Genomic DNA, 26,574 nt, shown 5'->3' with positions numbered 1-26,574 from the left:
TAGAGGTGGGCGAGGGGTAGTAGGGCCGGAAACGGGCGCAAGCAGGACGGCTGCTGCGGTGCGGAACTTTGATGTCGGCGGGACAGAGGCGGCGCGAAGGATCGCTACTGAGCGGCATTGCAGAGCCCATGACAACAACACGTCTTGCCCAAACAGTTGCCACGCGTCGGCCATCATGCTGCCCGCAAGCAGAAGGCGATGGCCGAAGAAGCTATTGCCGCCTGCCAGCATGCGCTCGTCATCTTTCGGGATGGCAAGATGGGCGACCTTGCCGCCGGCTCTGAAAAAAACCTTGCCGAGGCGCAGGCGTTGCTGGCCGAATTGCGGTAGCCCGCGAGAAAACCGACGCAGCCCCTTTCGTTGATCCGCTCACCCCTTATTGTGTAAGGCTATTGGACGCGCTCACGATCCAACCAATGGAACTGTGACAGTCGTCCCATAATTTATCGGATACCGATCGAAGTACGGGAACTCGATAACGAAAGCATACCTGGCCGTGAGATGGGCCATGCGAAAGCCGCCGCTTGGCGCGTCGATTGCTATTGTTACATCGACGTCGCTCAATCCCAAACTCAGCAGTTTCGCTGTGGCTAGGGCTTCTATTTCGGCTTCAGTCAGCGAGTTCTTCATTTGCAGCGCACGTGAGGACGTTTCCAGCGTATACCGAACACTCGACATGGCATTCAGAGCCCAGCCGAATGCGAAAACGCCGATCAAAAGCATTATCAGAAAAGGCGCGATTAGCGCGAACTCCAATGCAGCTCCGCCTGATGCATCACGCGTGAAAGCTCTCCTTTTAGCGGACACGAATCACCTGTTGATGATTGAGCCCGCGCGTGAACTCGCCAAAACTGAAGGGCGCTGACCAGGTGGCTGTCGCCTGTATTACAACGAATACCGAGGGAACTTTCAAAGTGTCGCACAGGATAGACGGATCGGCCACGATGTTCCCGCACATGTATTTCCGGCTCAGTGTCACCTGCGCGTCATCAGGACGGTTTTCCCAGCTCGAAAGAGCGACGGCCTGGGTAGCTGCATCGTTGACTGCTCCTTGCATCACGAGGTTCGCCGCCGTTTTCACGCCTGCACGCATCGACAACGCGCTTGATACAAAAGACCAGCCGTCAATGATGGCAAGAAGTACCAGGCAAAGGATCGGCACAACCAGCGCAAACTCTACCGCAGCAATACCCGAATCGCTCCGGAAGATCCGGACTGATAGCCATTCCACGAACATTACTCGACAAGCTGAACGGTTTGCGTGGCCGGAATGTCTCGCATTCCAAGGCTGGTGCAATCCTGATTGACGTTCGCGTTGCCGGACCACTGCACGGTACTGGCGACGACCTGAGTGCAACCACCTTTGCCCGAGAAATTGCCGAGGTAATTGACATCCTGTGTTGGAAAATACAAAGCGCCGGTCAAAAGCGAATCTGCCGTGCCATTAAACGTGTTCGATCCAGTCAGGTTAGCTTTGTCGCCGTAAAACAGCACCCCCGAATAGGTGCCTGACGTCGGTGCGCTGAGCTTGACGGTGGCCGTGCCGTTCATGCTGACGCCGGAGCTGCCGGCCAGATAGATGATGACTCCCTCGCCTGAAATATTTGCATTCGAGTTCGCTTTGAAATCTCCTCCCTGAATGACGTATACCCCGGGCGAGAGCGTTACATTGCCGCTCAAGCTGAGCCCCCTGCAGTATGTTCCAGGTTGCAACGTCGACTGATTGCTGTTTTGACAGGGGTTCGTGGCCGGTGGCGCCGGCAAGTCGGCAAAAGGATCGGCAGCGGGCAACGCCTGGGTTATCGGGCTGGCGCACACGGTCGTCACGGGGTTGCTCAACGAAACACCGCCTGCCGATATCAGGCAATCGACCTGAAGGCTTGCCGATCCCTGAAGCTTGATGGCGTCCGCGGCTATCGAATTCGACATCACGACGCAGCCGGTCAGTTTGAGGTTCGAACTGCCTGAAAAGAGCGCCGCTTTCGGAGCGGAAGGATTGAGCACCGTAAGGCAGGCCTTTGAAGCATCCGTGATAAGAGCCACCGCCCTTGCCTGTGCGCCAACCGCGTTTTGAGTGAATATCGACGTAAAAAACCGATCGAGGTTCTGGTGAACGATCACCTCAACCGCTTTTTTCCCGACATTTGGACCGGCTGACGGGGGCGTGAAGATCTCGATTGTACCTGCTGACGGTTTCCAGCCGTTCGTGGTCGCTGACGTTGTCGCGGCGGAGACAATCGTTGGCTTGTCGGATCCTGAAACCTTTTCCAAAGCGCCAGCATAGGCTGCCGCATCCGCCACCGCTTGTAGCTTCAGGCCGCTGTAATACCAGTAGGAAGTCTCAACGCCGAGACCCGCGCCGCCGACGACAATCGGCAGAGACAGGGCAAAAATAGTAGCAACGTTGCCACTCCTGCCGGTTCGTCGCATGCGGAAAAAACGCCTGAAGATACGGGCACGCCAGTCCATTCCTCATTTAAGTCGGGATGCATAAAAGAATGACTAAGAATTTCCGTCCATTTCTTGGCTGTGATCCATTCAAACGGCGCTTAGCGGTTCTGCTCCACTCGTTTCGCCGGTTGAATCGGTGCCCTGAGAGGCTTTTCTAAGATCTGAGAACGCGGACGTTGGCCCAACAGGACCGTCGGTAACACTTTGGCTGGGTGCATTGTCTTCACAGGAACCAATCCGATTTTGGGGCCAAGCGCAAGAAAACGCCGCCGGCGGCCGGTTTCGTTGGCAAACCGTTACCGTTCCCTGCTATTCCCGCGTCCTGATGCATGTTGCCCAAGTGCGCAGTCGTTTTGGGATAACGACATGCATAAAAACAAAGACTTAAAGCAGTGGACGCTCCAGCATGACCAATGTCGCCTTGACCGGGCTTGCCGGCGATCTTGCCAAGCGCGCCGCGGAAGGCCGCCCGGTGCGTATCGGCGTCATTGGTTCGGGCGAGATGGGCACCGACCTGGTGACGCAAGGCATGCTGATGCCGGGCATTTCGGTCTGCGCGATCTCGACCCGCCGTCCACATACGGCGCGTGACGCCATCCGCATCGCCTATGGTGACGAGGCGATGGCACGGGAGGCCGATACGCCTTCGAAGGTCAGCCAGGCGATCGAAAGCGGAAAGATCGCCATCACCTCGAACGAAATACTGGTCACCAATCCACTTATCGATGTCGTCATCGATGCCACCGGCAAGCCCGGCGTCGCCGCCGATTTCGACCTGATGGCGATGCAGCACGGCAAGCATCTGGTGATGATGAATGTCGAGGCCGACGTCACCATCGGGTGCTATCTGAAGCAGCAGGCCGACCGGCTCGGCGTCGTCTATTCGGTCGGTGCCGGCGACGAGCCGTCGAGCTGCATGGAGCTGATCGAGTTCGCCTCGGCGCTCGGCTACACCATCGTTTCGGCCGGCAAGGGCAAGAACAACCCTCTCAACCACGACGCCGTTCCCGACGACTACCGCGAGGAAGCGCTGCGCCGCAACATGAACCCGCGCATGCTGGTCGAGTTCGTCGACGGCTCGAAGACCATGGTTGAGATGTGCGCCATCGCCAACGCCACCGGGCTGGTACCCGACATTCCTGGCATGCACGGCCCCAAGGCCGACCGCGACGAGCTGGTCAAGGTGCTGATCCCGCGCGAGCATGGCGGCATCCTGTCGAAGAAGGGCGTCGTCGACTACACCGTCGGCAAGGGTGTGGCGCCCGGCGTCTTCGTCATCGTCGAGGCGACGCATCCGCGCATCATCGAGCGCATGGACGATCTGCATATCGGCCACGGCCCCTATTACAGCTTCTTCAGGCCCTACCATCTGACCTCGCTGGAAGTGCCGCTGACGGCGGCCCGTATCGCGCTTTACGGCAAGCCCGACATGGTGCCGCTGCCACGGCCGGTGGCCGAGGTCTGCGCCGTGGCCAAGCGCGATCTGGCGGCAGGCGAGACGTTCGATGCGATCGGCGAGACCTGCTACCGCTCCTGGACCATGACCGTCGAACAGGCCCGCGCCCATCGCGCCGTGCCGGTCGGCCTGCTCGAAGGCGGCAAGGTGCTGAAACAGGTGCGGAAAGGCGAATTGCTCACCGCCGACAATGCCGCGCCCGACCCCACGACCAGGTTATTCGCCTTGCGCCGGCTGCAGGACGAGATGCTGTATGGGGCGTGAGGCTCTCGACCGGTGAGCCGTCGCAATGGCCTCCGGCCGAGCGCACTGGCGTTGTCATGACGAATTCTCTATATTGTAGTGACGATGAAGGCGGAGGCGATTACATGAATCTTCAGATGATTACATGAATCTTCAGATCAGGGACCCGCGCGCACGCGAACTGGCGCGAGAGCTTGCTGCCAAACGCAAGATTTCGATGACAGAGGCGGTCATCGAGGCGCTTGAATCCGAATTGAGGCGGGAAAGCGGACGCATTCCCCTGGCGGAGCGGCTCGCTGCCATTGCCAAGGACTTCAAGGCCAAGGCAGGCCAGGGCGGTCGGGCTGTCAACAAGGATGAGATCGACGAAATGTGGGGGCATTCCTGATGTTCGTCGACACCTCCGTGGTTGTCGCGATTCTTTCAGGAGAAGAGGATGCCGGCGAGTGGAGCAACCGCATCGAGGCAGCGCCAGCAAGGATAACTTCGGCTCTAGTCGTGCTTGAAGCGGCGATGCGGCTTTCGACGATGCTTGCCGTGCCACCGGTTGTCGCCGGAGATGCGATAGAGGCGTTTCTTCGCGAGGCTGAAATCGAAATTGTGCCGATCGACGCCAGCGATGCCAAGCTCGCGTTCCAGGCATTTTCAGACTACGGAAAGTGGCGCGGACATCCCGCCCAGCTCAACTTAGCCGACTGCCTTTCTTATGCCTGCGCAAAAAGTCATGGCTCCGCATTGCTCTACAAGGGCAACGACTTTTCGCGTACCGATCTCGCGTAATCCGCAATCGGCTATTACTTCCCCAGCTCTATCGACCGCAGCCGCGCCGCTTCCACCGCCTCGGTGAGCAGGCGCGTCAGCCGGTCCTCGCCCATCAAAACGGCAAGCGCGGCAGCCGTCGTGCCGTTGGGGCTGGTCACCTGCTGCCTGAGCACGCCCGGCTCCTCGCCGCTTTCGGCGGCCAGCGATGCGGCGCCGTAGACCGTCTGCATGGCCAAGAGTTTGGCAGTCCCGGTCGGCAGGCCAGCCTTCTCGGCGGCCACGGTCAGCGCTTCGATGAAATGGAAAATATAGGCCGGCCCCGACCCGGAGACTGCCGTCACCGCATCCATCAGGCCCTCGTCGTCGATATCGGCCACTTGCCCGCTTGCCGAAAGCAGGTCGGCGACAAGGCGTTTGGTGTCGTCGGAAACCAGCCTGTTGGAAAACACCACCATCATGCCCTTGCCGATCGCCGCCGGCGTGTTGGGCATGCAGCGCACGATCGGCGCGCGGTCGCCGAGAATACCTTCGAACGTAGCGACCGGTGTCCCGGCGGCGATGCTGAGGAAGGTGGTTCGGCCATCGTTGAAGCGGATGTAGCCAGCCGTCACGTCGCGGATCACCTGAGGCTTCACCGCAATGACGACGAGGGTCGGCACGGCGTCCGCCGGGATCGTGCCAGCATCCGCGGCAGCAGCGCAGCCCAGTGCTTCGGCACGCTTGCGCAACTCGGCATTGGGCTCGACCACGAACACCGCAGCCGGAGCGAGCTTGCCGGCTTTCAGCCAGCCCGAGAGCATGGCGTAGCCCATATTGCCGCAACCGGCGAGAACAAGCCTGATCGTCATCGAAAGCCTCCCATAGAGATGGCTTCCCATAGACGTTCGCGGCAGGGCGGGGAAGCCCCTGTTGGGACTGTGATCAGGCGGAATCCCGGACTGCGATCGGTCGCAACGATACTTGCTCAGGCCAGCAACACCACCATCATCAATGAAGAAATCGCCGAGACAGATGTTCTCCTTGCGGTTGGGATGCGCATGTAGTCGCGCAGCGGCGGGGGCGGCCAATTAACCTTTTATTTCCTATGCCTGTTTAGCATCGGTTAACCAGTGGGCGGTCGCTACATCCCAGCCCGAGGGGAAAGCTCCAGGAACCATGGCTTACAGGGATAATCGTGAACACTGCAGGAACGAGCGGTCCTTGCTGTCGCTCGTCGAAGCGGTGCGCGCCGAGGACGAAGCATCGCTGGTTTCGCTAGAGGACCGCGCAGGCCGGTCATGGCGCGAGGCCGCCACACGCCATCGTCTCGCCCGCTCGCGCCGCGAGGCGCGCTCCAGCCCCATCCTCTCGGCGGCCGCCGGCTCAAGCCAGCCCCATCCTGATGAGCCAGAGGGCGGCACCATACTGACGGAAGAGGCTGCAGCTGCCGATGTATTTTTCGACCCCGCTGGCTCCCTTGGCGGCCTCGATGCCGGTTCCGCTGATCGCGCCGCGTACCGGGCAGCACCGCCTCCCGCTCCGTCGGTCGAGGTCGCGCGCACCAAACGTCCAGGCGCGATCGGTGCCGTGTTGTCGGCGCTGCGCAGACTCGTGCCCGGCAGAGCGCCGGAGGAGATGACGTCCGGCGAGAATTCCGCCCCCACAAATTCCAGCGCAGCCATGCCGCCCGCCTTCTATCCACAGCCGCATTATGCCGGACAGGCACCTTATCCGCAGCAACCCGCGCCGCCGCATTCGGCCTATACTGAGGCCTGGTCGACGGAGGCAAATCAGGCTTCGGAAGCCGCCGATCAGCAAAGCCAGATCGAGGAAATCCGCGCCAGCCTGCTCGAATTCCGCGAGGCGGTTCGCGAGCTCACCGAAAACCGCACGCGTCGCCGCTATTTCTGAGCGTCGAATAAAACATGCCGGTTTCGAGTTAACGGCATGAGACGGCGCATTGGCGGGATTGCCCGGCCGGATTTTCGTGAAAATGCCGCGCTGCATGTCCGTCCGGCTGCGCATGGTTCTGGGCAACGACACGCATAAAAGATATCTGGAGCACGCCGCATGGATGCTTTAACGCGGCAGGCTTAGGCGATAGACGTCGAGGGTGGTTCATGGCTGAGTTGATTGACGGAAAAAGTGTCGCCGAAGACGTGGTGCGGCGGGTCAAGGCCCTGACCGCCGAACTGACGGAAACGGGCGGACGGCAGCCCGGTCTCGCAGTGGTCCCCGGTCTTGCAGTGGTCATCGTCGGCAAGGATCCGGCAAGCCAGGTCTATGTCGCCTCCAAATCCCGCACCGCCAAGGAATGCGGCTTCCATTCGGTTCAGCACACGCTGCCGGCCGAAACCTCCGAGCAGGACCTGTTGAAGATCATCGGCCAGCTCAACGCCGATCCGGCCATCAACGGCATCCTGGTGCAGCTTCCGCTTCCCGGCCATATCGATGCCGGCAAGATCATCCAGACCATCGCGCCGGAGAAGGATGTCGACGGCTTCCACTTCATCAATGTCGGCAAGCTCGGCACTGGCGAGCTCGAGACCGCCTTCGTGCCTTGCACGCCGGCCGGCTCGATGCTGCTGATCGAACGTGTGCGCGGCAAGGACCTGTCCGGCCTCAATGCGGTTGTCGTCGGGCGCTCGAACATCGTCGGCAAGCCGATGGCCAATCTTCTGCTCGCCGCCAACTGCACCGTCACCATCGCACACAGCCGCACCAAGGACCTGCCGGCGCTTGCCCGCACCGCCGACATTCTCGTTGCCGCCGTTGGCCGGCCCGAAATGGTCCGGGGCGACTGGGTCAAGCCTGGCGCCACCGTCATCGACGTCGGCATCAACCGCATCGCCGCACCTGAGAAGGGTGAAGGCAAGACCCGCCTCGTCGGCGATGTCGCCTTTGCCGAAGCGGCGAAGGCGGCCGGCGCCATCACGCCGGTGCCTGGCGGCGTCGGACCGATGACCATTGCCATGCTGATGGCCAACACGCTAGCTTCCGCCTATCTCGCAGCCGGGTTGAAACGGCCTTCCTTCTGACCAGAAAGCAGCGTCCTTGCCGAACCTCACTGTTCCCTTAGAACGGCCGGTCACTAATGATCCCGTTCAGGGCGGCCGGCAGTTCGGGTTTCTGCTGGTCGACAAGTTCTCCATGTTCTCGCTGGCCGCGGCAATCGACACGTTCAGGTCGGCGAACCGGCTGGTCGGCCGCGATTTTTACGGCTGGACGACGGTGTCGGCCGACGGCGATGCCGTCATGGCGTCCAACGGCCTGCCGCTCAAGATCGACTACGCCGTTGCCGATTTGCCGCCGGTCGATATCCTTTTCGTCTCGGTCGGGCTGACGACGGAGTTTCCCGGCAAGAGCAAGGTGCTGGCGGCACTGCGCAGTTGGGGCCGGCGCGGCAATGCGCTCGGCGCACTTTCGGTCGGCTCCTACCTGCTTGCCGAGGCAGGCCAGCTCGACGGCTACCGCTGCACCATCCATTGGGAAAACCGCGCCGGTTTCCTCGAACGCTTTCCGGACATCAACTGCACCGGCAACGTCTTCGAGATCGACCGCAAGCGCTACACCTGCGCCGGCGGCACCACCTCGATCGACCTGATGCTGGAGATCGTGCGCGGCGATTTCGGCTCGAGCCTCGCCAACGGTGTCGCCAACCAGTTCCAGCATGAGCGCATCCGCTCGGCCGGAGACCGCCAGCGCGTCGGCCCGGAGCGCGACTTGACCGGTAAGTCGGAAAAGCTGCGCCGCATCGTCGAGCTGATGGCCGACCATCTCGACGAGCCGCTGTCGGCGGTGCAGCTCGCCAAGTCGGCGGGCCTGTCGGTGCGCCAGGTCGAGCGCCTGTTCCTGCGCCATCTGAGCGTGACCCCCGGCCGCTATTACATGCGGCTCAGGCTCGAGCGAGCGCGCGAATTGCTGCGCCAGACCAACATGCCGATCCTGGACGTGGCAATCGCCACCGGCTTCACCTCGCATTCCTATTTTGCCCAGAGCTACCGGCTGCAATTCGGCCGGCCGCCTTCCGAGGAGCGCCGCACGACCTATTGAGGGTTTGGCGCAGTTGGCGATGCAGCTTCGTGCTCCATCCGGGCTTGTGTCGCGACGCGGCGTCAAATAGCTTTCCCGCGCCGGGCGGCGGCGACCGAGGGGGAGATCTTTATGGCGGCATTTGCACGGAGCGTCGCTGCGGCGGCCCTGCTGCTGTGGATGACGGGGCTCGGCTTTGCCGCCGACCGCGTCATCGTCATTCTCGATGCCTCCGGCTCGATGTGGGCGCAGATCGACGGCAAGCCCAAGCTCGAAATCGCCCGTGAATCGCTGCGAGCCGTGCTGCAGTCGGTCCCGGCAGACGAGGAAATCGGCTTCATGGCCTATGGCCATCGCGAGAAGGCCAGTTGCGACGACATCGAACTCATTGTGGCGCCGCAGGCAGGCTCGGCAAGCGCGATTTCAGCCGCGGCCGACAGCTTGAAATTTCAAGGTAAGACGCCGCTGACCGCCGCCGTCAAGCAAGCGGCGGAATCGTTGAAATACAGGGAAGACAAGGCGACGGTCGTTCTCATCACCGATGGCATCGAGACGTGCAACGGCGATCCCTGTGCGCTCGGCAAGGAACTGGAGGCTGCCGGCGTCGACTTCACCGTCGACGTCGTCGGCTTCGGCTTGACGGCTGCCGAAGGCAAGCAGGTCGCTTGCCTCGCCGACAACACCGGCGGCAAATACATCCAGGTGTCCGACGAGAAGGCGTTGCAGGATGCCCTCGTCGAGACCGTTGCGCCGCCGCCACCGGCTCCTGAACCGGCTCCCGCCCCGCAGCCTGCTCCCCAGCCGGCGCCCGCTCAGCCGGCGGAATTCAATTTCGTGCCGACCGTCGTGCTTGCCCAAGGTGGCGACCCCGTCACCGACGGCAATGCCTGGGAAATCTACAAGGCAAATTCCGACGGCACGCGCGGCGATCCCGTCACCACCGAATACGGCCGCTACAAGGGCAATCTGGAGCCGGGCGACTATATCGTCGTCGCGCGCGCCGGCGAGGCCAAGGCCGAACAGAAGATCAGGATCGAGCCGGGCCAGGTCGCCAAACCGCTCTTCACCTTGAATGCCGGCACGCTGGTCATCCACCCCAGGCCAAGCGAAGGGGCGGACGTCGACGACGGCGCGGCTGTCGTGATCGCCTATCCGGGCGTCGACACGCCGCCGACCTATTATGGCGACACGAAAGTCGTGCTGCCGGCCGGCGACGAGAAGGTGACCGTCACGATCGGCCAGGGCGTGGTCACCGAGACGATCCCGCTTGCTGCCGGCAGGGTCATCGACAAGCACATCATCGTCGGCGTCGGGCGTGTGGTCGCCAACGCCTATTATGCTGCCGGTGGCGACAAGGCCGAGGGTTCGGGCGTCGGCTTCAAGGTGCTCCAGGCGAAAAAGCAGGTCGACGGAACCAGGCAGGAGGTGACTTATGCCTACGGTCCCGACAGCAAGTTCGATCTGCCGCCCGACAATTATATAATGATCGCGACGGTTGATCTCGCGGTGGCCGAGCAGCCGTTCAGTGTCAAGATTGGCGAACATCAGGACCTGAAGGTTGCCATGAACGCCGGCGTGCTGGCGATCACCGCGCCAGGCGCCTCGAAGATCGAGGTTTTCGAGGCCAAGAAGGACATCGACGGAACCCGCAAGTCGGTCGGCTACGCCTATGACCAGAAGTATCAGGCCACCCTTTCGGCTGGCGACTACGCGGTGGTTTCGGAGAAATCGGACAACAGCTCGAAGGAAGGCACGGTAACGGTCAGGGCCGGCGCGCGAGCCGAGCTGACGGTTCAATAGAGCATTTTGCAGCCAAGTGGAATCAGTTGGCGTCGTAGAAATGCGGCTAAAACAATAGATAGGGCGGCCACCAGCCGCTCTTTCTCATGCCGAAAACGGTCACGCCGTTCCGAAGGCGCTCGCGCCGTGGTCGGCGCGCCCAACCATCTGCCGGAACCCGGCGAAAAGCTCGCGGCCGAAGCCGAATTCATTGCCTATGAGGTCGCTGTCCGCTGCTCGCCGCAGTGCGAAATCGCCGGCCGGCACCAGCACCTCCAGCGTTCCGGCCTCGGCGTCGAGCTTGATGATATCGCCGTTATGGATCCTGGCGATCGGCCCGTCCTCCGCCGCTTCCGGCGTCACGTGGATCGCCGCCGGCACCTTGCCGGAAGCGCCTGACATGCGCCCGTCGGTGACCAGCGCCACATGCTGGCCGCGGTCCTGTAGGATGCCGAGCACTGTGGTCAGCCTGTGCAATTCCGGCATGCCGTTGGCCTTTGGGCCCTGGAACCGGATGACGGCGATGAAGTCGCCGGTCAGCGACCCCGCCTTGAACGCCTCGTTCAGCCCTTGCTGGCTATCGAAAACCTTGGCCGGCGCTTCGATGATGCGCCGCTCCGGCTTGACCGCCGAGGTCTTGATGACGGCATGGCCGAGATTGCCTGAAAGTACCTTCAGCCCGCCGCTCGGCTGGAACGCCTTCTTGAACGGCGCCAGCACCTTCTCGTCGCCGCTCTCGCGCGGCGAGGCCTCGCGCACGACGCCGCCGTCGGCGCCGAGCTTGGCCTCAACCGCGTAGGGGCGCAGCCCTTCGCCCCACACCGTCTGCACATCCTCGTGCAGGATGCCTGCGTCGAGGAGTTCGCGGATCAGGAAGCCGAGCCCGCCCGCGGCGTGGAAGTGGTTTACGTCGGCAAGGCCGTTCGGATAGACCCTCGCCAGCAGCGGCACTGCTTCCGAGATGTCGGAAATGTCCTGCCAGGTAATGGCGATGCCGGCCGCTGCCGCCATGGCGATCAGGTGGATGGTGTGGTTGGTCGAACCGCCGGTGGCGTGCAGGCCGACGATGCCGTTGACGATCGAGCGCTCGTCGATCATCCGCCCGACCGGCGTGTAGGCGTTGCCGAGCGCGGTGATCGCCAGCGCCCGCTTGGTCGCTTCCCTGGTCAGCGCGTCGCGCAGCGGCGTGCCCGGATTGACGAACGAGGCGCCAGGGGTGTGCAGGCCCATGATCTCCATCAGCATCTGGTTGGAATTGGCGGTGCCGTAGAAAGTGCAGGTTCCCGGCCCGTGATAGGATTTGGATTCTGCTTCGAGCAGTTCGGCGCGCCCCGCTTTGCCTTCTGCATAAAGCTGGCGGATCTTGGCTTTTTCATCGTTGGGCAGGCCGGTCGTCATCGGTCCCGCCGGGATGAACACGGCAGGCAGATGGCCGAAGGTCAGCGCCGCGATCACCAGCCCCGGCACGATCTTATCGCAGACGCCGAGATAGACGGCGGCGTCGAACATGTTGTGCGACAGGCCGATTGCCGCGGCCATGGCGATCACGTCGCGCGAGAACAGTGACAGCTCCATTCCGGGCTGGCCCTGGGTTACGCCGTCGCACATCGCCGGCACGCCGCCGGCCACCTGGGCAATGCCGCCGGCCTCGCGTGCCGCGTCCTTGATCAGCGCCGGAAACGTCTCGAAAGGCTGATGCGCCGACAGCATGTCGTTATAGGAGGTGATGATGCCGAGGTTCGGCACCCGGTCGCCGCCAAGCGCCACCTTTTCGGATGGACTGCAGACGGCAAAGCCATGGGCCAGGTTGCCGCAGGACAGCACGGCCCGGTTGGCGGTGCGGTTCGAGGCTTCGGCGATGCGGCCGAGATAGGCCTCGCGACCGGGCTTGGAGCGCTCGCGGATGCGCTGGGTGATGGCTTCGATGTCGCGTCTTGCGGTCATGGCGATCAGTCCTTTCAGGCGAGGTCCCGCAAACACTTCCGGTTGGATGCCGGGACCTGCAGCCAAGTTCGAAATCAGGGTGCCCAGAAAACCTCTACGGGCCTCTCGGCTGCATCGAGCACAGCACGAATGGGCTTTCGTGTTCCCGATGCCATCGCGCTCTCGAATGCCTCGCGCTTGTCTTCGCTTTCGATGTGCAGTGCGAGAAGATTGGCTTCGACGATCCGTGCCAGCGACAGCGTCAGCCGCGGCTCGCCGGCGCTTGCCGCGTGAACCGGCAGCACGATCCTTTGGGAAGACGGGTCGAGCAATTTTGCTAGTTCGTCGGCATCCGGAAAGAACGAGGCGGTGTGGCCGTCGGTTCCCATGCCGAGCACGACGACGTCGAGCGGCCAAGGCAGCGATTGCAGCGCCTTGCTGTCGGAGACCGCCGCATCCTCGACGCTTGTCGCCTCATGGTAGAGGGGAACGAAATTTGCGGCGGCGGCCGCGTTCTGCAGCAAGTTGGCGGCCACCAGGCCGGCATTGGATCGCGGCGACGACGCCGGCACGAAACGCTCGTCGACCAGTGTCACCTTGACCTTGTCCCAGGCGATCGGAATGTTGGAAAGCGCCGTGAAGAATTTCGCCGGCGTGGTGCCCCCGGAGACGGCGAGAAATGCCGTGCCGCGCGCCGCGATTGCCTTTGACAGGCGGCCGGCGACGTGGCCGGCAAGTGCTGCCGCCAGCTGCTGGCGTTCGGCAAATTCGTGCCACGTATAGGCGGCGGCGTCGCTCAATTGCTCTCGTGCCATGTCCGCCCGTCGCGTTCGATCAGCGCAATGGAGGCCGATGGCCCCCATGTGCCGGCGGTGTAGCTTTGCGCTTCCTGCCTAGCGTTCTCCCAGGCGTTCTGGATCGGGTCGATCCATTTCCACGCCGCCTCGACCTCGTCGCGGCGCATGAACAGCGTCTGGTTGCCACGGATGACATCCATGATCAGCCGCTCATAGGCATCGGGCGCGCGCGCGCCGAAGGATAGCGCGAAGCTCATGTCGAGCGGAATCTGGCGCAGCCGCATGCCGCCCGGCCCGGGATCTTTGATCATGATGAACTGCTTGACGCCTTCGTCGGGCTGCAGCCTGATCACCAGCTGATTGGCGAAGATCGGTCCGGCGCTGTCGCCGAAGATCGAATGCGGGATTGGCCTGAATTCGATGACGATCTCCGAAACGCGGGTCGCCAGCCGCTTGCCGGTCCGGAGGTAGAACGGCACGCCCGCCCAGCGCCAGTTGCCGATCTCGGCCTTGAGCGCAACGAAGGTCTCGGTGTTGCTATTCTTGCCGAGCTCCTCGACATAGCCTTTCACCGGCCCGCCGGCCGAGGCGCCGGCACGGTATTGCCCGCGCACCGTGTGCTTGGGCGCTTCGTTGCCGTTGATGCGCTTCAGCGCCCGCAACACTTTCAGCTTTTCGTCACGGACGGCATCGGCGTCCATCGACGACGGCGCTTCCATGGCGACGAGGCAGAGCAGCTGCAGCATGTGGTTCTGCACCATGTCGCGCAATGCGCCGGCCTTGTCGTAATAAGTGACGCGGTCTTCCAGGCCGACCGTCTCGGCCACGGTGATCTGCACATGATCGACATTGGCGGAGTTCCACAGCGGCTCGTAAAGCGCATTGGCAAAGCGCAGTGCCATCAGGTTCTGCACGGTCTCCTTGCCGAGATAGTGGTCGATGCGGAAAATCTGGCTTTCATGGAAGTCGTCGCCGACCAAATCGTTGAGCGCGCGCGCCGAGGCGAGATCGCGGCCGATCGGCTTTTCCAGCACGATGCGCGAATTCGGCGTGATCAGCCCGTGTTCCTTCAGCTTGTGCGAGATGTCACCGAACAGCGCCGGCGCCACCGCCAGATAGAAAGCGCGGATATGTTCGCTGTTGCCGATTGCCTTCTTCAGCCTGTCGAAGCCAGCACCTGTGGTCGCGTCGGCCGGGACATAAGAGAGCCGTGCGAGGAACGTCTTCAGTTCGGTAGCGTCGATATCGGCAGGCTTCACATGGTCGGCAATCGCTTGCCTGGCGAAAGACTGGAATTCCTCGTCGGTCATCTTCGAGCGCGACGTGCCGATGATGCGCGTCGGTTCGGAAAACTGGTGGTCGCGCTGGCGATAGTACAGCGACGGCAGAAGCTTGCGTTCCGACAGATCGCCGGTGCCGCCGAAAATGATGAAGTCGAAAGGGTCGACGGGGATGATCTGGCTGGTCATGGTCTGTCCGCTCTGACGCCGGGCGCGATAACGCGGCTGATATAATCTAATCGATTTAAGTGTTCCAGTGCCATTCCGTCACATCCGCGTGTGCTCTTGACACCGGCGCCACCCGGAGGCTTGTCGGCAAGCGATGCTTCTGGGAGCCTTCGCAGGTGCAGCATAGAGCGGGATCGAGGCGAAAGCCAAAGGAGAAATCGGCAATGGACCCACATCTTTCGATGGCCATGGCCAAACCTGCCGTCGGTCGTCGTCAATGATAAGTGAGAAAAGCATGCGTCTGGAAAACAAGGTCGCCATCATCACCGGCGCTGCCTCGGGCTTTGGCGAGGGCATGGCCAGGCGCTTTGCCGAGGAGGGCGCGCGAGTAGTCGTCGCCGATCTGAACGCCAAGGGCGCGGAGCGCGTCGCCGGCGAGATCGGCGAAAAGGCGATCTGGACTCAGACCGACGTCTCGCTGCGTTCCGAATTCGATGAGATGGTCCGTGCGGCGATGAGCGCTTTCGGCCGCATCGACATCATGGTCAACAATGCCGGCTACACTCATCGCAATGGTGACATGCTGGAAGTCGACGAGGCGACCTTCGACCTGATCATTTCCGTCAACATGAAGGCGATCTACCACGCCGCGCTGGCCGTGGTGCCAATCATGGAGCGGCAAGGCGGCGGCGTCATCCTGACGACGGCCTCCACGGCCGGTATCAGGCCGCGGCCTGGTCTTACCTGGTACAACGCATCGAAAGGCTGGGCGATCACCGCGGCCAAATCGATGGCGGTCGAGCTCGCGCCGAAGAACATCCGAGTCAACTGTCTCTGCCCGGTTGCCGGCGAGACCGGCATGCTCGAGAAATTCATGGGCGCCGACACACTCGAAATCCGCGAGAAGTTCCGCGCATCGATCCCGCTCGGCCGGCTTTCGACGCCGCTTGACGTGGCCAATGCTGCGCTGTGGCTCGCATCGGACGAGGCGGTTTTCATCACCGGCGTGGCGCTGGAAGTCGACGGCGGGCGCTGCATTTGAACAGTCCGGTCATCCGGCGAAAGCCGGACTGACGGGGAGCGATCCGAGCCGCGATCGCTCTGCCGGCCTTACGCCCCGGTTTTGATGTAGCTCTTGTAGACCCAGCCGCGCTTGCCGTTGTAGACGATCTGGCACCATTGTTTGCAACTCATCACTTGCACCGAGGTCTTGGCAGGCACCGTGAGAATGGCGGCCGCATTCTTCTTCGGGCCGATCCGCATTGTGACTGATCTCAGGATGCGTCCGGTACCGGCAGCGTTCGCCTTCCCGGATTTTGTCTTGGTGCTGCTGTTGTCGTCTTCGCTCGCGGACTGCGCTGCCGGCGGCTTGGGCGTGGGGATGGCGGCGGTCTGCGCGCCGTCGGGCCCGGCGTTTTTCGTCGAGCTGCCGGGAGCCGCCACCTTGGCAAACAATGCTGCAGCGTCGGGTTTCGCTGCCGGGTCGGCGAATGCCGCCGCCGCAGACGATTTGTCGGCCGCCTGCTCGGTCTGGCTTGCCAACTGGTCGGATGCTGCCGTGGCGGCCGCTGATGTGGTCTTTGGCCCCGTCCAGCGTGGATCGTTAGGAGCCAGCGCCGGTATCTCGGCTTCCGCGGCGGCCACCGCCGAGGAAACCGCGTCGGCTTTGCCCGTCGCCCGCGGCGCCGCAGCAACCTTGGCAGGCGCGATCTTCGTCGTCTTGACCGGAATGGTCGGAACGGTCTGCTCCGGGCTCGCGGCCGCCTGTCGCTCATTTGCCGGCAATGCCAGCCACAGCGCCACCGCGGCAACGCCGAGCAGAGCTGCCGTGCCAAGCGCAGCTATCACCAGATGCGCGTTCGACCGGACCCCCTGCCAGAACGTCGGCCGCATATCATAACCGAATTGCATCGCAAGGCGCCGTCGTTCCGGCGCGCCGAAACTGAAGGGCTCTCTCACTCTTGCCACCTCCATTTGCGGGCCGATGTTCTTACGACCCATGCCGGAGAGCCGGCAATCGATCGGCATCGGTCCCAAACCAAAAGCGGGCAGACCCGCAAAAATTCCCCGTTCAGCTGCCCACGAGCACCTTCTTTCGCCCGCGATTGTGGCATCACTGCGCCCTTGGCGCGAATTCTGCGCTCTGGTTAAGGATTCTGCAACGTCTGGTTAAATCCTGTCCCGCAACGCGTACCAGTTGAGCGCGAGAAAGAGCAGTGGCGCGCGGAAACGCCGACCGCCGGGGAAGGGTGGGATCTTCAAATCCTCCATCAGCTTCAGCCGGTCGCGGTTGCCGGCGACCGTCTCGGCATAAAGCTTGCCGAAAAAGTTCGACAGCATGACGCCGTGGCCGGAATAGCCGCCGATCGAGATCACATTGGGCATCACTTCGCGCACGAACGGTTTTCTCGGCATTGTGATGCCGACATAGCCGCCCCAGCCATGGGTGATCTCGACGTCCTTCAGTGCCGGATAGATCTCGGCGATCTGCCGGCGGATGTGAATGTGGATGTCCTTGGGATCGTTGACCGCGTAGATCTCGCGCCCGCCAAACAGCAGCCGCCCATCCTTCGATTTGCGGAAATAGCGCACGACGAAGCGCGAATCGTCGACCGCCTCGCCACCCGGCAACACTTTGGAATCGGCTCCCAGCGGTACCGTCGCCCCGATGAAGGAACCGATCGGCATGATATGCGCGGCACTCACCGGTTCGAGCGTGCCGCCATAGGCATTGACCCCGATCAGGCATTTGCCGGCGGTGATCGTACCCTTCGGCGTCGTCACCCTCACCTTGCCGCCGTCGGAGGTGACGCCGGTCGACGGCGTCTGCTCGAACAGCTTTGCGCCGGCCTCTGCCGCGACTTTTGCGGTGCCGATCACCAGCTTCAGCGGATGGATGTGGCCAGTGCCTGTGTCGCGGGTGCCGCCGAAATAATGCGTCGAGCCCAGCCGCTCGGCGGTCTCCGCGGCGTCCATGAATGAGATGTGCGGATAGCCGAACCGGTTCGCCATGATCTCGGCATGCGTCTTATAGTCGTCGACATAGCGCTTCTTGTGCGCCACCGACATTTGGCCGGGCATATAGTCGATCTCGATCTGGTTGACGGCAGCGAAGTCGAGGAGATGCGCCTTGGCCTCTTCGGCCAGGTCGAACAGCGCCTTGGCGCGGGAAAAGCCGTATTCCGCCTCAAGTTCCTCTGCCCAGGCCCGTTGTCCGGTGCCAAGCTGGCCGCCATTACGGCCCGATGCGCCGTCACCGAAACGATGCGTTTCGATCAGAACGACATCCGCGCCTGTCTTGGCGAGATGGACCGCAGCCGACAGGCCGGTAAAGCCGCCGCCGACGATCACGACATCGCACGTCCGGTCGCCGTCGAGCGCCGGATATTCTCGTCTTGGCCCGGCCGTGTCCTCGTACCAGGAGCGGCCGGGGGAGATTGGGGATTGGTAGGACATGGGAACGCCAGTGAATGGTGAATAGTGAATGGTGAACGGCTTTGCGAAAGCGCACTGTCTGCGTTCATCCGTCCAATATGAAACTATTCACCATTCACTATTCACCATTCACGCGACAAAGTCGCCACTCACACATTCAGCAGCAAATACTCCCGCTCCCATGGGCTGATCACTTCCATAAAGGTCTCGAATTCCGCTCGCTTGATCGCCGCATAGGTGGCGGCAAACGACTTGCCGAGCAGGGCGCAGAGTTCCTCGTCGGCCTCGAACAGGTCGACGGCTTCGAGCAGGCCGCGCGGCAGGTCGATCTCATCCTCATTGGCGGTCGTCAGTACCGGCGGCTCGGCCTTGATCTTGTTGGTCATGCCGATCAGCCCGCAGGCGAGCGATGCGGCCAGCGCCAGATAGGGATTGGCGTCGGAGGAAGGGATGCGGTTTTCGACGCGCCGCGCTGCCGGGTCGGAGCGCGGCACGCGGAAGGCGGTGGTGCGGTTGTCGTAGCCCCATTTGTTGTTGACCGGCGCCGAGGCCGCCTGCGTCAGCCGCCGGTAGGAATTGACATAGGGCGCGAACATCACCAGCGCGTTCGGCACATGTTTCTGCATGCCGCCGATGAAGTGGAAGAAGGCGTCGGTCTCCGAGCCGTCCTCCGCCGAAAAGATGTTCTTGCCGGTCTTCTTGTCGATGATCGATTGATGGATATGCATGGCAGAACCGGGCTGCCCCTGGATCGGCTTGGCCATGAAGGTGGCGTAGATTTCGTGCTTCAGCGCCGCCTCGCGAATTGTGCGCTTGAACATGAACACCTGGTCGGCGAGCTCGATCGGATCGCCATGGCGCAGATTGATTTCGAGCTGGCCGGCGCCTTCCTCGTGGATCAGCGTGTCTATCTCCAGGCCCTGGCTTTCGGAGAAATGGTAGATGTCGTCGATCAGTTCGTCGAATTCGTTGACGCCGGCGATCGAATAGCCGGCGCCGCCGCCGATCGGCCGCCCGGAGCGTCCGACAGGCGGGGTCAGCGGGTAGTCCGGATCGGGATTCTTGCGCACCAGGTAAAACTCGATCTCGGGCGCCACCACCGGTCTCAGTCCGCGTCTGTCATAGGCGGCAAGCACACGCTTCAGCACGTTGCGCGGTGTGAATTCGACCGAGCGGCCGTCCTGGTGGACGAGGTCGCAGATGACCGCCGCCGTCGGGTCCTCCTCCCACGGCACCACCGTCAGCGTCGAGAGATCAGGCATCAGCTTGAGGTCGCCGTCGTCCTCCGGATAGTGAAAGCCGTTGCCGTCCTCCGGGTAGCCGCCGGAAATCGTTGTCATGAACACCGCCGAAGGCAGCGCCAGCGAGGTGTTGGAGGTGAATTTCTTCGACGGCATCATCTTGCCGCGCGCAACCCCGGCCTGGTCGGGTGTGATGCATTCGATGTCTTCGATGCCGCGCCATTCCAGCCAGGCGCTGACTTCCTTCCAGTTCTTGACGCCGCGTTGGTTTTTCACGAAGGCAGGCGTGCGGGCGCGTCCTCCGCGGCTCGACGGACGGACTTCCTTTTTTGCAGGCGGCATCAATCACCAGATTTGTTGCAGATTGTGGAGTATAGCCGTTGCCGGCCACGAAAGGGAAGGGCAGCCGGCTGGCGTCCCGCCTCGATACCCGGGGAACAGAACGGCTTCCGGATAAAAACATCCTGGTCTAGGGTCGGCCTCCCGCAACGCCGCAATTGAACACACCGAATGCAACACAACCGCAAACTGACGACGATCGGCTTCGATGCCGATGACACGCTGTGGCAGAACGAACAGTTCTTCCGCATGACCGAGAAGCGCTTTGCCGTGCTGCTCGCCGACCGCGCCGAGGAGGACCGGATTTCGGCAAGATTGCTGGAGGCCGAGAAGCGCAACCTTGCGGTCTACGGCTTCGGCATCAAGGGATTTACGCTGTCGATGATCGAGACGGCGATCGAGGTCACCGAAGGCCAGGTGCCGGCCTCAACCATCGCCGAAATTCTCGCCGCGGGCCGCGAGATGCTCAGCCATCCGATCGAGCCGCTTCCCCATGCGCGCGAAACCGTGGAAAAGCTGGCCGGCGCCTACCGCCTGGTGCTGATCACCAAGGGCGACCTGTTCGACCAGGAACGCAAGCTCGCGCAATCCGGACTGGGCGAGCTGTTTCATGCGGTCGAAATCGTCAGCGACAAGAGCGCTGCCACCTATAGCCGCATCTTCAGCCGCCACGGCGATGGCCCGGAAAAGAGCATGATGGTCGGCAACTCGCTCAAATCGGACGTCGTGCCGGCCATCGAAGCGGGCAGTTGGGGCATCCACGTGCCGCATGAGCTGACCTGGGTGCTGGAACATGTCGAGCCGCCGGTCACGGCACCACGCTTTCGCCAGATAGCCAATCTCGGTGAACTGCCAGGCCTGATCGAGCGTATCGGCGAGATTGATTGATCAGGTCTGCAGTCGACGCGTCGCGGTAAGAGGTCAGTTGCGGCCGAGCCCGACCAGCCGGTCGATCACCGGCTGCAGCCGTTCGGTGGTGATCGGCTTGACGACCACCGCATCGATGACGCTCGACAGGCCCAGGGTCTCCGGAGTGCCGGTCTTGACTGAAAGCAGGATTACCGACGGAAGCGATTTGCCTGACGCCCTCCGCAGTGCATCGATGCCCGTCAGCAAGGCGTCGCAGTCCCCGTTCTCCGCTCCGCCGTCGAGAACGACAGTGCCGGGAACCAGTGCGTGCAAGGCCTTTGCCGCGGTTTCGGGAGTTTCCGAGATCGGTTTGAGGCCGGACCGCTCCACGATCTTCGAAACCACGACCCGGTTGATCGGTGATTTTCCGACTACCAGCACCCGCGAGAAATCCGGGCGCATCCCGGTCTCCACGTCCCGGCTACCGAAAGCCAGCTGTTTTGCAGTGTCGATATCGCGATTCGCTGGGCACATGGAGGGCAGGCCGTTGTTCAATGTTTCAATGCAGGGTTGAAACTTGACGGGTAATTGGCGTGAGATCGCTGCTCATGTCAAGCTGAAATGGCACATGAGGAGAATATCGCAAGAAACACTAAAATTAAAATTAAGTGCTGTTCTCTGCCGCCGCTGGAAAGGCAAAGTCGACCCCACAACTGGGCAGGCCTCAGCGAAGTTTGGCTTTGAGGCGCGAACGCATCAACTCGCAGCCACAGCAGGATTGACGCAGGTTGGACGAAGGCGAGGCAAGTCGGTCGCGAGCTTGTCGTATCGCCTCGCCGGACTATCCTTCCTCGTTGGCTAAGCACGTCTCTTTGAGCGAGGGGGATGACAATGGACCTCGTGACTCACAAGAAATTTAAAAATGGCCGGTTGATGCCGTGGGGAAAGGGTACGGTCGTTACCGGCGCAAAGGGATTTGTCTACCTTTCCGGAAACACTGCGACCGCCGAGAACTATGATCCGATCGGCAAAAGCGGAGGTGGCGCCGTCGGCGATGCAGCCGCGCAGTGGCGCGAAATTCTCACGAACATCAAATCAGATCTGGAGGAGCTCGGCAGTGCACTCGAATATCTCATCAGGCTGAGCTTCTTCGTTAAGGGACCATTTCCCGATGGCGGTGTTCTGAGCTCTCCCAATTTTCGCCTGGACATCTTGGACGAGTTCTTTGCCGAGCACTGCCCGAAGCACTGCAGCTACAACAACCCGCCGCCCTCGGAAGTGATTGGAGTTGCAGCGCTTGCGCATCCCGACCTTGTCATTGAAATTGTTGCACTCGCGGCTCTGCCGGACTAGGCAGAGCCGCGGCTTGTGAGGTGCGATAGCATGCGTTCAAAAGGCGCGGCGCTGTAGAAGTTCATCAGCCGTGGCTCCGTTGCGTGACGATCACCGGGATCAGCAGGTCGCCCCAGTTGCCGTCACCGCCATGGTGCCGTGCTGAGCGCACCAGCTCGACCGAGACGCCAGCCTCGACAGCCTTCATCACCGACTGATTGAGCCTGTGCAGGTCATTCGCCAGCATGCGGATGGTCGCCTGTTGGTCGACATTCATGCTGGTGGCCTGCTCTTCGGCCCGTTCCTTGACGCGGCTTATCGATGCCATTGGTCTTCTCCCTGTGTTGCCATGCCTGTTGTGTTGCCATGCCCGTTTGGGCGTTCCCTCTGTTTGTCTGCTATTCCGCTATTCCGCCGCCGGCCTGAATTGGGCGTGCTCGGTCGATCCATGCATGGCCGTGGTCGAAGACTGGCCACCGGTGATCGCCATCGAGACGGCGTCGAAATAGCCGGTGCCGACCTCGCGCTGGTGCTTGGTGGCGGTGTAGCCATTGGCTTCCGCGGCAAATTCAGCTTCCTGCAGTTCCGAATAGGCCGCCATCTGCCGCTCTTTGTAGCCGCGGGCCAGTTCGAACATGCCGAAATTGAGCTGGTGGAAACCGGCCAGCGTGATGAACTGGAATTTGTAACCCATGGCGCCGAGTTCCTTCTGGAACTTCGCTATCGTCGCGTCGTCGAGGTTCTTCTTCCAGTTGAAAGACGGCGAGCAATTATAGGCGAGAAGCTTGCCCGGATGGTGCTTGCGCACGCCCTCGGCAAACGTCCTGGCCTGCGCCAGATCGGGCTTGGAAGTCTCGCACCAGATCAGGTCCGCATAGGGCGCGTAGGCGACGGCGCGGGCGATGCAGGGCTCGATGCCGTTGCTGACATGATAGAAGCCCTCCGCGGTACGGCCGGCACCATAATCGACGAAGGGCTGGTCGCGCTCGTCGATGTCGGAGGTCAAGAGCTTTGCCGCTTCCGCGTCGGTGCGTGCCACGACCAGCGTCGGGGTGCCCATGACGTCGGCGGCAAGCCGCGCCGCGTTGAGGTTGCGGATATGTGCGGCGGTCGGGATCAGCACCTTGCCGCCAAGATGGCCGCATTTCTTCTCCGAAGCCAGCTGATCCTCGTAGTGGACGCCGGCAGCCCCTGCTTCGATGAACGCCTTCATGATCTCGAAGGCGTTGAGCGGCCCGCCGAAGCCGGCCTCCGCATCGGCGACGATCGGCGCGAACCAGGTGTCGACCGACAGCCCCTTGCTTTCGGACGTCTCGATCTGGTCGGCGCGCTGCAGGGTGCGGTTGATGCGCTTGACCAGTTCGGGCGCTGCATTGGCGGGATAGAGCGACTGGTCCGGGTACATGGCGGAAGCGGTGTTGGCATCGGCGGCGACCTGCCATCCGGACAGATAGATCGCCTTCAGCCCGGCCCGCACCTGCTGCATCGCCTGGTTGCCCGACATGGCACCGAGCGCGTTGACGAAATCCTCTTCGTGGATGAGCTGCCACAGCCGGTTGGCGCCCATTTCGGCGAGGCTCTGCCGGATCTGGATCGAGCCGCGCAGCCGCCTCACGTCCTCCGGCGAATAGGGCCGTTCGATACCGTCAAAGCGGCCTTGCGGCGCCGAGGGGACGAGGTTGTAAAAATCGGTCATTGGTCGCTCCAAACGGTTTTCGATGCCGGTTTCGGAAAACGCCGCACAGGGAAATACGTGCGCCGTGTGTGACACCATTTACATTTCAGGACGAGGACAAGCGAGATAAACCTCAGAATAGGCCGCAAAATAAGGGAAAACCTGTGTTGTGTTTGACCGATGAGAGCTGTAAATCTGTCATGATTGTAAAGACCGTCATGCCATCGGTGGATGTAAATTCCTGTCAAGGACAGTCGATTGGGCGACCATAAAATCTTCGCCGGACCGCGCATTCGTCGCATCCGCAACGCCAAGGGCCTGACCCAGACGGCGATGGCCGAAGGGCTCCGCATCTCGCCGTCTTATCTCAATCTCATCGAGCGCAACCAGCGGCCGCTGACGGTGCAGCTGATCCTGAGACTGGCATCCGTCTACAAGGTCGACCCGCACGAATTGCAAGGCGAGGCGAGGGGGTCGGTTGCCGACTTGAAGGAAGTGTTTTCAGATCCGCTGCTGGCCGGCGAACTGCCGGGCGATCAGGAGCTCATCGAGCTTGCCGAGGCGGCGCCCAACGCCTCCGCTGCTGTCATAAAGCTGTTTCGCGCCTATCGCGAGCAGGCCGAGCGGCTCTCCGACCTCAACGAGCTTCTCGCGCGTGACGGCAAAGCGACCGCGCTCTCAGGCGCCCGCCTGCCGATCGACGAAGTGCACGAGATTTTCGAGCGCCGGCCGAACCATTTTGCGCCACTCGAAGAGGAGGCCGAGGCATTCACCTCGGTGCTCGATCCCGGCGACGATCTGCTCAGTGCGCTCAAGGCCTGGCTGAGGCGTGAGTTCGGCATCGTCGTCAAGGTGCTGCCGGTCGCCACCATGCCCAACTGGCGCCGTCGCTATGACCGTCACTCGCAACGCCTGTTCCTGTCCGAACGCCTGTCGCCATTCGATCAGCTGCGCGAGGTGGCGATGGAGGCCTGCCTGATCCGCATGAGTGTCGCTGTCGCTGCCGAAATCCAGGCGCTGAAGCTGACCACGGACGAAGCCCGCCGGCTCGCCCGTTTCGAGCTCGGCCGCTATGCCGCGCACGCGCTGATGATGCCCTATCAGCTTTTTCACGCCGCAGCGGTCCGCGCCCGCTATGACATCGACATGTTGCGGTCGCGCTTCGGCGTTTCCTTCGAGCAGGCGGCCAACCGGCTGACGACCCTGCAGCGGCCGGGTGCGCTGGCTGTGCCGTTCTTCATGCTCGAGGTCGATAATGCCGGCAATCGCTTTCGCAAGGCGGGCGGCCACGGCTTTCCGCAAAGCCGTTTCGGTGGCGGCTGTCCGAAGCTGCCGGTCCATGCCGCCTTCGGTCAGCCCGGCCAAATCCTGGTCGAGGCGGTGGAAATGCCAGATGGTGCAGCGTTTCTCTGCATTGCCCGCACGCTCGAAGGGCCGCAGGGCTCGTTTGCCGAGCGACCGCGCCGCACGGCGCTGCTGCTCGGCTGCGACATCGGTTTTCGCGACGAAGTCGTCTACGGAGCGGCGTTGCCGGGGCCGGCCGCTATCGGCAAGGCCGGACAGAGCGCCACGGCGGCGGCGACGCCGATAGGCCCCGCCTGCCGGCTGTGCGAACGCATCGGCTGCCTCGCCCGCGCAGAGCCACCGGTGACACGCCCGCTCGGCCTCGACGAAATGGTGACGGGACTGAGCGCCTTCGATTTTCAGTGATTCGGCTCCAGCAATATTGCGGCTGAATCTTCGACCGAAGAACCTCATCTGTTCCTGCGGCGGCGACCAGTAAGCTGGTTCGCAGTTGCCGGCCAAAATATTGGTTCAGCCAAAATATTGACTCAGCCAAAATATTGATTCAGCCGAATATTGATTCAGCATTGACGGTACGGTATCAAAAAAAGAACTGCGCAACGGTCGGGGGATCAATGATGGGCAGGACAGTTTTTTGGTTTGGCTTGGCGCTCGCGTTTTCGGCCGATCCCGCATTGGCTGAAAAGTCCTCGGATTTCTTCAAGTCCTATCAACAGTATAATGATGCCGGCAAGGCGTTCCTGGACAAGATCGATCCGAAGACCGGCGCGATAAATCTTGCCGAAGGCATCCATCTCGACCTCAAGGACAAGTTCTATTTTCTGGACAAGAAGGACACGCTCTCCGTCCTCACCAAAGCCTGGGGCAATCCGCCCGACTCTGGTTCCGATGCCCTCGGCATGATCTTTCCAGTCTCCCATGATCCCATTGCCGACAACAATTGGGGGATAGAGCTGCGCTGGGAAAAGATCGGTTACGTCGACGACAGCGACGCCGCGTCCATCGATTACAATGAACTGCTGCGCAACATGCAGTCAGACACTCTGTCCGGCAACGATCAGAGGGTAAAGGATGGCTATGCGCCCATTACGCTGATCGGCTGGGCGTCGCCGCCGGTTTATGACGCGGCCCACAAGCGCCTGCACTGGGCCAAGGAGCTGCAATTTGGGAACGATGCCGCCCATACGCTCAACTACGACGTCCGTTTCCTTGGCAGGGAGGGCGTCTTCGTGATGAGCTATATCGCGACGATGGAACAATTGCCGGAGATAAGGCAAAGCCTGGATGAAGTGCTTGGCCTCGCGGACTTCAATACCGGCAAGACATACGCCGATTTCGTGCCGGGCGTCGATACGGTTGCGGCGATTGGCTTCGGTGGCCTGATTGCCGGAAAGCTGGCGGCGAAAGCAGGTTTTCTGGTCGTGGCGCTGATCGCGCTGAAAAAGTTTGGCCTGCTCCTGCTGGTTCCGCTGGCCGGTCTCTGGCGCTTTATCCGCGGCAACAGGGGCACGTCGTAAAGCCATCGTCG

The 26,574-nt window shown here is 62.0% G+C and carries 26 protein-coding genes; 13 read left to right on the top strand and 13 right to left on the bottom strand.

Features of this window, described 5'->3' with window-relative positions:
* The first annotated feature begins 144 nt into the window (after positions 1 to 144).
* Positions 145 to 330: a hypothetical protein gene (locus NKI85_RS21570; RefSeq protein WP_352526294.1), complete on the top strand. Its 186-nt coding sequence runs from the start codon at positions 145 to 147 to the stop codon at positions 328 to 330.
* A 72-nt stretch (positions 331 to 402) separates the two neighbouring features.
* Here the strand turns inward: NKI85_RS21570 and NKI85_RS21565 are convergent, their stop codons facing one another.
* Genes NKI85_RS21565 through NKI85_RS21555 form a run of 3 tightly spaced genes read right to left on the bottom strand, consistent with a single transcriptional unit; the run spans position 403 to position 2,469 of the window.
* Positions 403 to 756 (bottom strand): TadE/TadG family type IV pilus assembly protein, encoded by a 354-nt coding sequence (locus NKI85_RS21565; RefSeq protein WP_352526296.1) that lies wholly within the window; start codon positions 754 to 756, stop codon positions 403 to 405.
* 40 nt (positions 757 to 796) lie between these two features.
* Positions 797 to 1,237: a TadE/TadG family type IV pilus assembly protein gene (locus NKI85_RS21560; protein ID WP_352777848.1), complete on the bottom strand. Its 441-nt coding sequence runs from the start codon at positions 1,235 to 1,237 to the stop codon at positions 797 to 799.
* On the bottom strand, positions 1,237 to 2,469 hold the full coding sequence (locus NKI85_RS21555; protein WP_352526300.1) for a pilus assembly protein TadG-related protein: 1,233 nt from the start codon (positions 2,467 to 2,469) through the stop codon (positions 1,237 to 1,239). Before NKI85_RS21555 ends, NKI85_RS21560 begins: the two co-directional genes overlap by 1 nt.
* Positions 2,470 to 2,857: 388 nt before the next feature.
* Here NKI85_RS21555 and NKI85_RS21550 point away from each other — a divergent pair, with 388 nt between their 5' ends.
* The 3 genes from NKI85_RS21550 to NKI85_RS21540 all read left to right on the top strand — a co-directional run bounded on the left by NKI85_RS21550 (position 2,858) and on the right by NKI85_RS21540 (position 4,930).
* Complete coding sequence (locus NKI85_RS21550) at positions 2,858 to 4,171, top strand: NAD(P)H-dependent oxidoreductase (RefSeq protein WP_352526302.1); 1,314 nt, start codon at positions 2,858 to 2,860, stop codon at positions 4,169 to 4,171.
* Positions 4,172 to 4,295: 124 nt separating this feature from the next.
* Complete coding sequence (locus NKI85_RS21545; protein ID WP_352526304.1) at positions 4,296 to 4,538, top strand: type II toxin-antitoxin system VapB family antitoxin; 243 nt, start codon at positions 4,296 to 4,298, stop codon at positions 4,536 to 4,538.
* A complete protein-coding gene (locus NKI85_RS21540) occupies positions 4,538 to 4,930 on the top strand; it encodes a type II toxin-antitoxin system VapC family toxin (RefSeq protein ID WP_352526305.1) in 393 nt (130 codons plus the stop codon). Before NKI85_RS21545 ends, NKI85_RS21540 begins: the two co-directional genes overlap by 1 nt.
* 14 nt (positions 4,931 to 4,944) lie before the next feature.
* Here NKI85_RS21540 and proC read toward each other — a convergent pair whose 3' ends face one another.
* Complete coding sequence (proC, locus tag NKI85_RS21535; RefSeq protein ID WP_352526307.1) at positions 4,945 to 5,760, bottom strand: pyrroline-5-carboxylate reductase; 816 nt, start codon at positions 5,758 to 5,760, stop codon at positions 4,945 to 4,947.
* Positions 5,761 to 6,112: 352 nt separating this feature from the next.
* On the opposite strand from proC, the gene NKI85_RS21530 reads away from it, so the two are divergent.
* The 4 genes from NKI85_RS21530 (at position 6,113) to NKI85_RS21515 (ending at position 10,723) form a co-directional block, all read left to right on the top strand.
* Entirely contained in the window at positions 6,113 to 6,802 is a 690-nt protein-coding gene (locus NKI85_RS21530) for a hypothetical protein (RefSeq protein ID WP_352526308.1), read from the top strand.
* Between the two features lie 209 nt (positions 6,803 to 7,011).
* Positions 7,012 to 7,929, top strand: coding sequence for a bifunctional methylenetetrahydrofolate dehydrogenase/methenyltetrahydrofolate cyclohydrolase (locus tag NKI85_RS21525; protein ID WP_352526309.1), 918 nt, complete (start codon positions 7,012 to 7,014; stop codon positions 7,927 to 7,929).
* Positions 7,930 to 7,945: 16 nt separating this feature from the next.
* Entirely contained in the window at positions 7,946 to 8,944 is a 999-nt protein-coding gene (locus tag NKI85_RS21520; protein ID WP_352526310.1) for a GlxA family transcriptional regulator, read from the top strand.
* Between the two features lie 111 nt (positions 8,945 to 9,055).
* Positions 9,056 to 10,723 (top strand): vWA domain-containing protein, encoded by a 1,668-nt coding sequence (locus tag NKI85_RS21515; RefSeq protein ID WP_352526312.1) that lies wholly within the window; start codon positions 9,056 to 9,058, stop codon positions 10,721 to 10,723.
* A 99-nt stretch (positions 10,724 to 10,822) separates the two neighbouring features.
* On the opposite strand, the gene edd is transcribed toward NKI85_RS21515, so the two are convergent.
* From edd to zwf, 3 genes are all read right to left on the bottom strand, one after another.
* Positions 10,823 to 12,646, bottom strand: coding sequence for a phosphogluconate dehydratase (gene edd, locus NKI85_RS21510; protein ID WP_352526313.1), 1,824 nt, complete (start codon positions 12,644 to 12,646; stop codon positions 10,823 to 10,825).
* Between the two features lie 74 nt (positions 12,647 to 12,720).
* Complete coding sequence (pgl, locus tag NKI85_RS21505; protein ID WP_352526314.1) at positions 12,721 to 13,440, bottom strand: 6-phosphogluconolactonase; 720 nt, start codon at positions 13,438 to 13,440, stop codon at positions 12,721 to 12,723.
* Positions 13,422 to 14,891, bottom strand: coding sequence for a glucose-6-phosphate dehydrogenase (gene zwf / locus NKI85_RS21500; protein ID WP_352526315.1), 1,470 nt, complete (start codon positions 14,889 to 14,891; stop codon positions 13,422 to 13,424). Before zwf ends, pgl begins: the two co-directional genes overlap by 19 nt.
* Before the next feature lie 274 nt (positions 14,892 to 15,165).
* Between zwf and NKI85_RS21495 the strand changes: the two genes are divergently transcribed.
* Positions 15,166 to 15,912, top strand: a complete 747-nt coding sequence (locus NKI85_RS21495; protein WP_352777844.1) for an SDR family oxidoreductase — start codon at positions 15,166 to 15,168, stop codon at positions 15,910 to 15,912.
* A 68-nt stretch (positions 15,913 to 15,980) separates the two neighbouring features.
* Here the strand turns inward: NKI85_RS21495 and NKI85_RS21490 are convergent, their stop codons facing one another.
* The 3 genes from NKI85_RS21490 to NKI85_RS21480 form a co-directional block, all read right to left on the bottom strand.
* Positions 15,981 to 16,781 (bottom strand): SH3 domain-containing protein, encoded by an 801-nt coding sequence (locus tag NKI85_RS21490; RefSeq protein WP_352777841.1) that lies wholly within the window; start codon positions 16,779 to 16,781, stop codon positions 15,981 to 15,983.
* Positions 16,782 to 17,039: 258 nt separating this feature from the next.
* Complete coding sequence (locus tag NKI85_RS21485) at positions 17,040 to 18,326, bottom strand: NAD(P)/FAD-dependent oxidoreductase (protein WP_352526319.1); 1,287 nt, start codon at positions 18,324 to 18,326, stop codon at positions 17,040 to 17,042.
* A gap of 128 nt (positions 18,327 to 18,454) precedes the next feature.
* Positions 18,455 to 19,888: a glutamine synthetase family protein gene (locus NKI85_RS21480; RefSeq protein WP_352526320.1), complete on the bottom strand. Its 1,434-nt coding sequence runs from the start codon at positions 19,886 to 19,888 to the stop codon at positions 18,455 to 18,457.
* A gap of 168 nt (positions 19,889 to 20,056) precedes the next feature.
* On the opposite strand from NKI85_RS21480, the gene NKI85_RS21475 reads away from it, so the two are divergent.
* A complete protein-coding gene (locus NKI85_RS21475) occupies positions 20,057 to 20,773 on the top strand; it encodes an HAD family hydrolase (protein WP_352526322.1) in 717 nt (238 codons plus the stop codon).
* A gap of 33 nt (positions 20,774 to 20,806) precedes the next feature.
* On the opposite strand, the gene NKI85_RS21470 is transcribed toward NKI85_RS21475, so the two are convergent.
* Positions 20,807 to 21,196 carry an ANTAR domain-containing protein gene (locus NKI85_RS21470; protein WP_352526324.1) on the bottom strand — a complete coding sequence of 130 codons (390 nt, stop codon included), beginning with the start codon at positions 21,194 to 21,196 and terminating at the stop codon, positions 20,807 to 20,809.
* A 429-nt stretch (positions 21,197 to 21,625) separates the two neighbouring features.
* Here NKI85_RS21470 and NKI85_RS21465 point away from each other — a divergent pair, with 429 nt between their 5' ends.
* Positions 21,626 to 22,087: a RidA family protein gene (locus NKI85_RS21465; RefSeq protein WP_352777838.1), complete on the top strand. Its 462-nt coding sequence runs from the start codon at positions 21,626 to 21,628 to the stop codon at positions 22,085 to 22,087.
* A 64-nt stretch (positions 22,088 to 22,151) separates the two neighbouring features.
* Here the strand turns inward: NKI85_RS21465 and NKI85_RS21460 are convergent, their stop codons facing one another.
* The gene (locus tag NKI85_RS21460; protein WP_352526326.1) at positions 22,152 to 22,394 is read right to left on the bottom strand and encodes an SMc00767 family acetate metabolism repressor; all 243 of its coding nucleotides are present in this window, start codon (positions 22,392 to 22,394) and stop codon (positions 22,152 to 22,154) included.
* A gap of 78 nt (positions 22,395 to 22,472) precedes the next feature.
* Positions 22,473 to 23,762, bottom strand: coding sequence for an isocitrate lyase (gene aceA, locus NKI85_RS21455; RefSeq protein ID WP_352526327.1), 1,290 nt, complete (start codon positions 23,760 to 23,762; stop codon positions 22,473 to 22,475).
* 237 nt (positions 23,763 to 23,999) lie between these two features.
* Here aceA and NKI85_RS21450 point away from each other — a divergent pair, with 237 nt between their 5' ends.
* Positions 24,000 to 25,451, top strand: coding sequence for a helix-turn-helix domain-containing protein (locus NKI85_RS21450; protein WP_352526328.1), 1,452 nt, complete (start codon positions 24,000 to 24,002; stop codon positions 25,449 to 25,451).
* A 134-nt stretch (positions 25,452 to 25,585) separates the two neighbouring features.
* Positions 25,586 to 26,563 carry a DUF2167 domain-containing protein gene (locus tag NKI85_RS21445; RefSeq protein WP_352526330.1) on the top strand — a complete coding sequence of 326 codons (978 nt, stop codon included), beginning with the start codon at positions 25,586 to 25,588 and terminating at the stop codon, positions 26,561 to 26,563.
* Positions 26,564 to 26,574: the final 11 nt, after the last annotated feature.

It is taken from the genome of Mesorhizobium sp. M0571, from assembly GCF_040320985.1.
In the GTDB taxonomy this organism is placed as follows: Bacteria; Pseudomonadota; Alphaproteobacteria; order Rhizobiales; family Rhizobiaceae; genus Mesorhizobium.
This window is presented reverse-complemented; position numbering and strand designations above follow the sequence as displayed.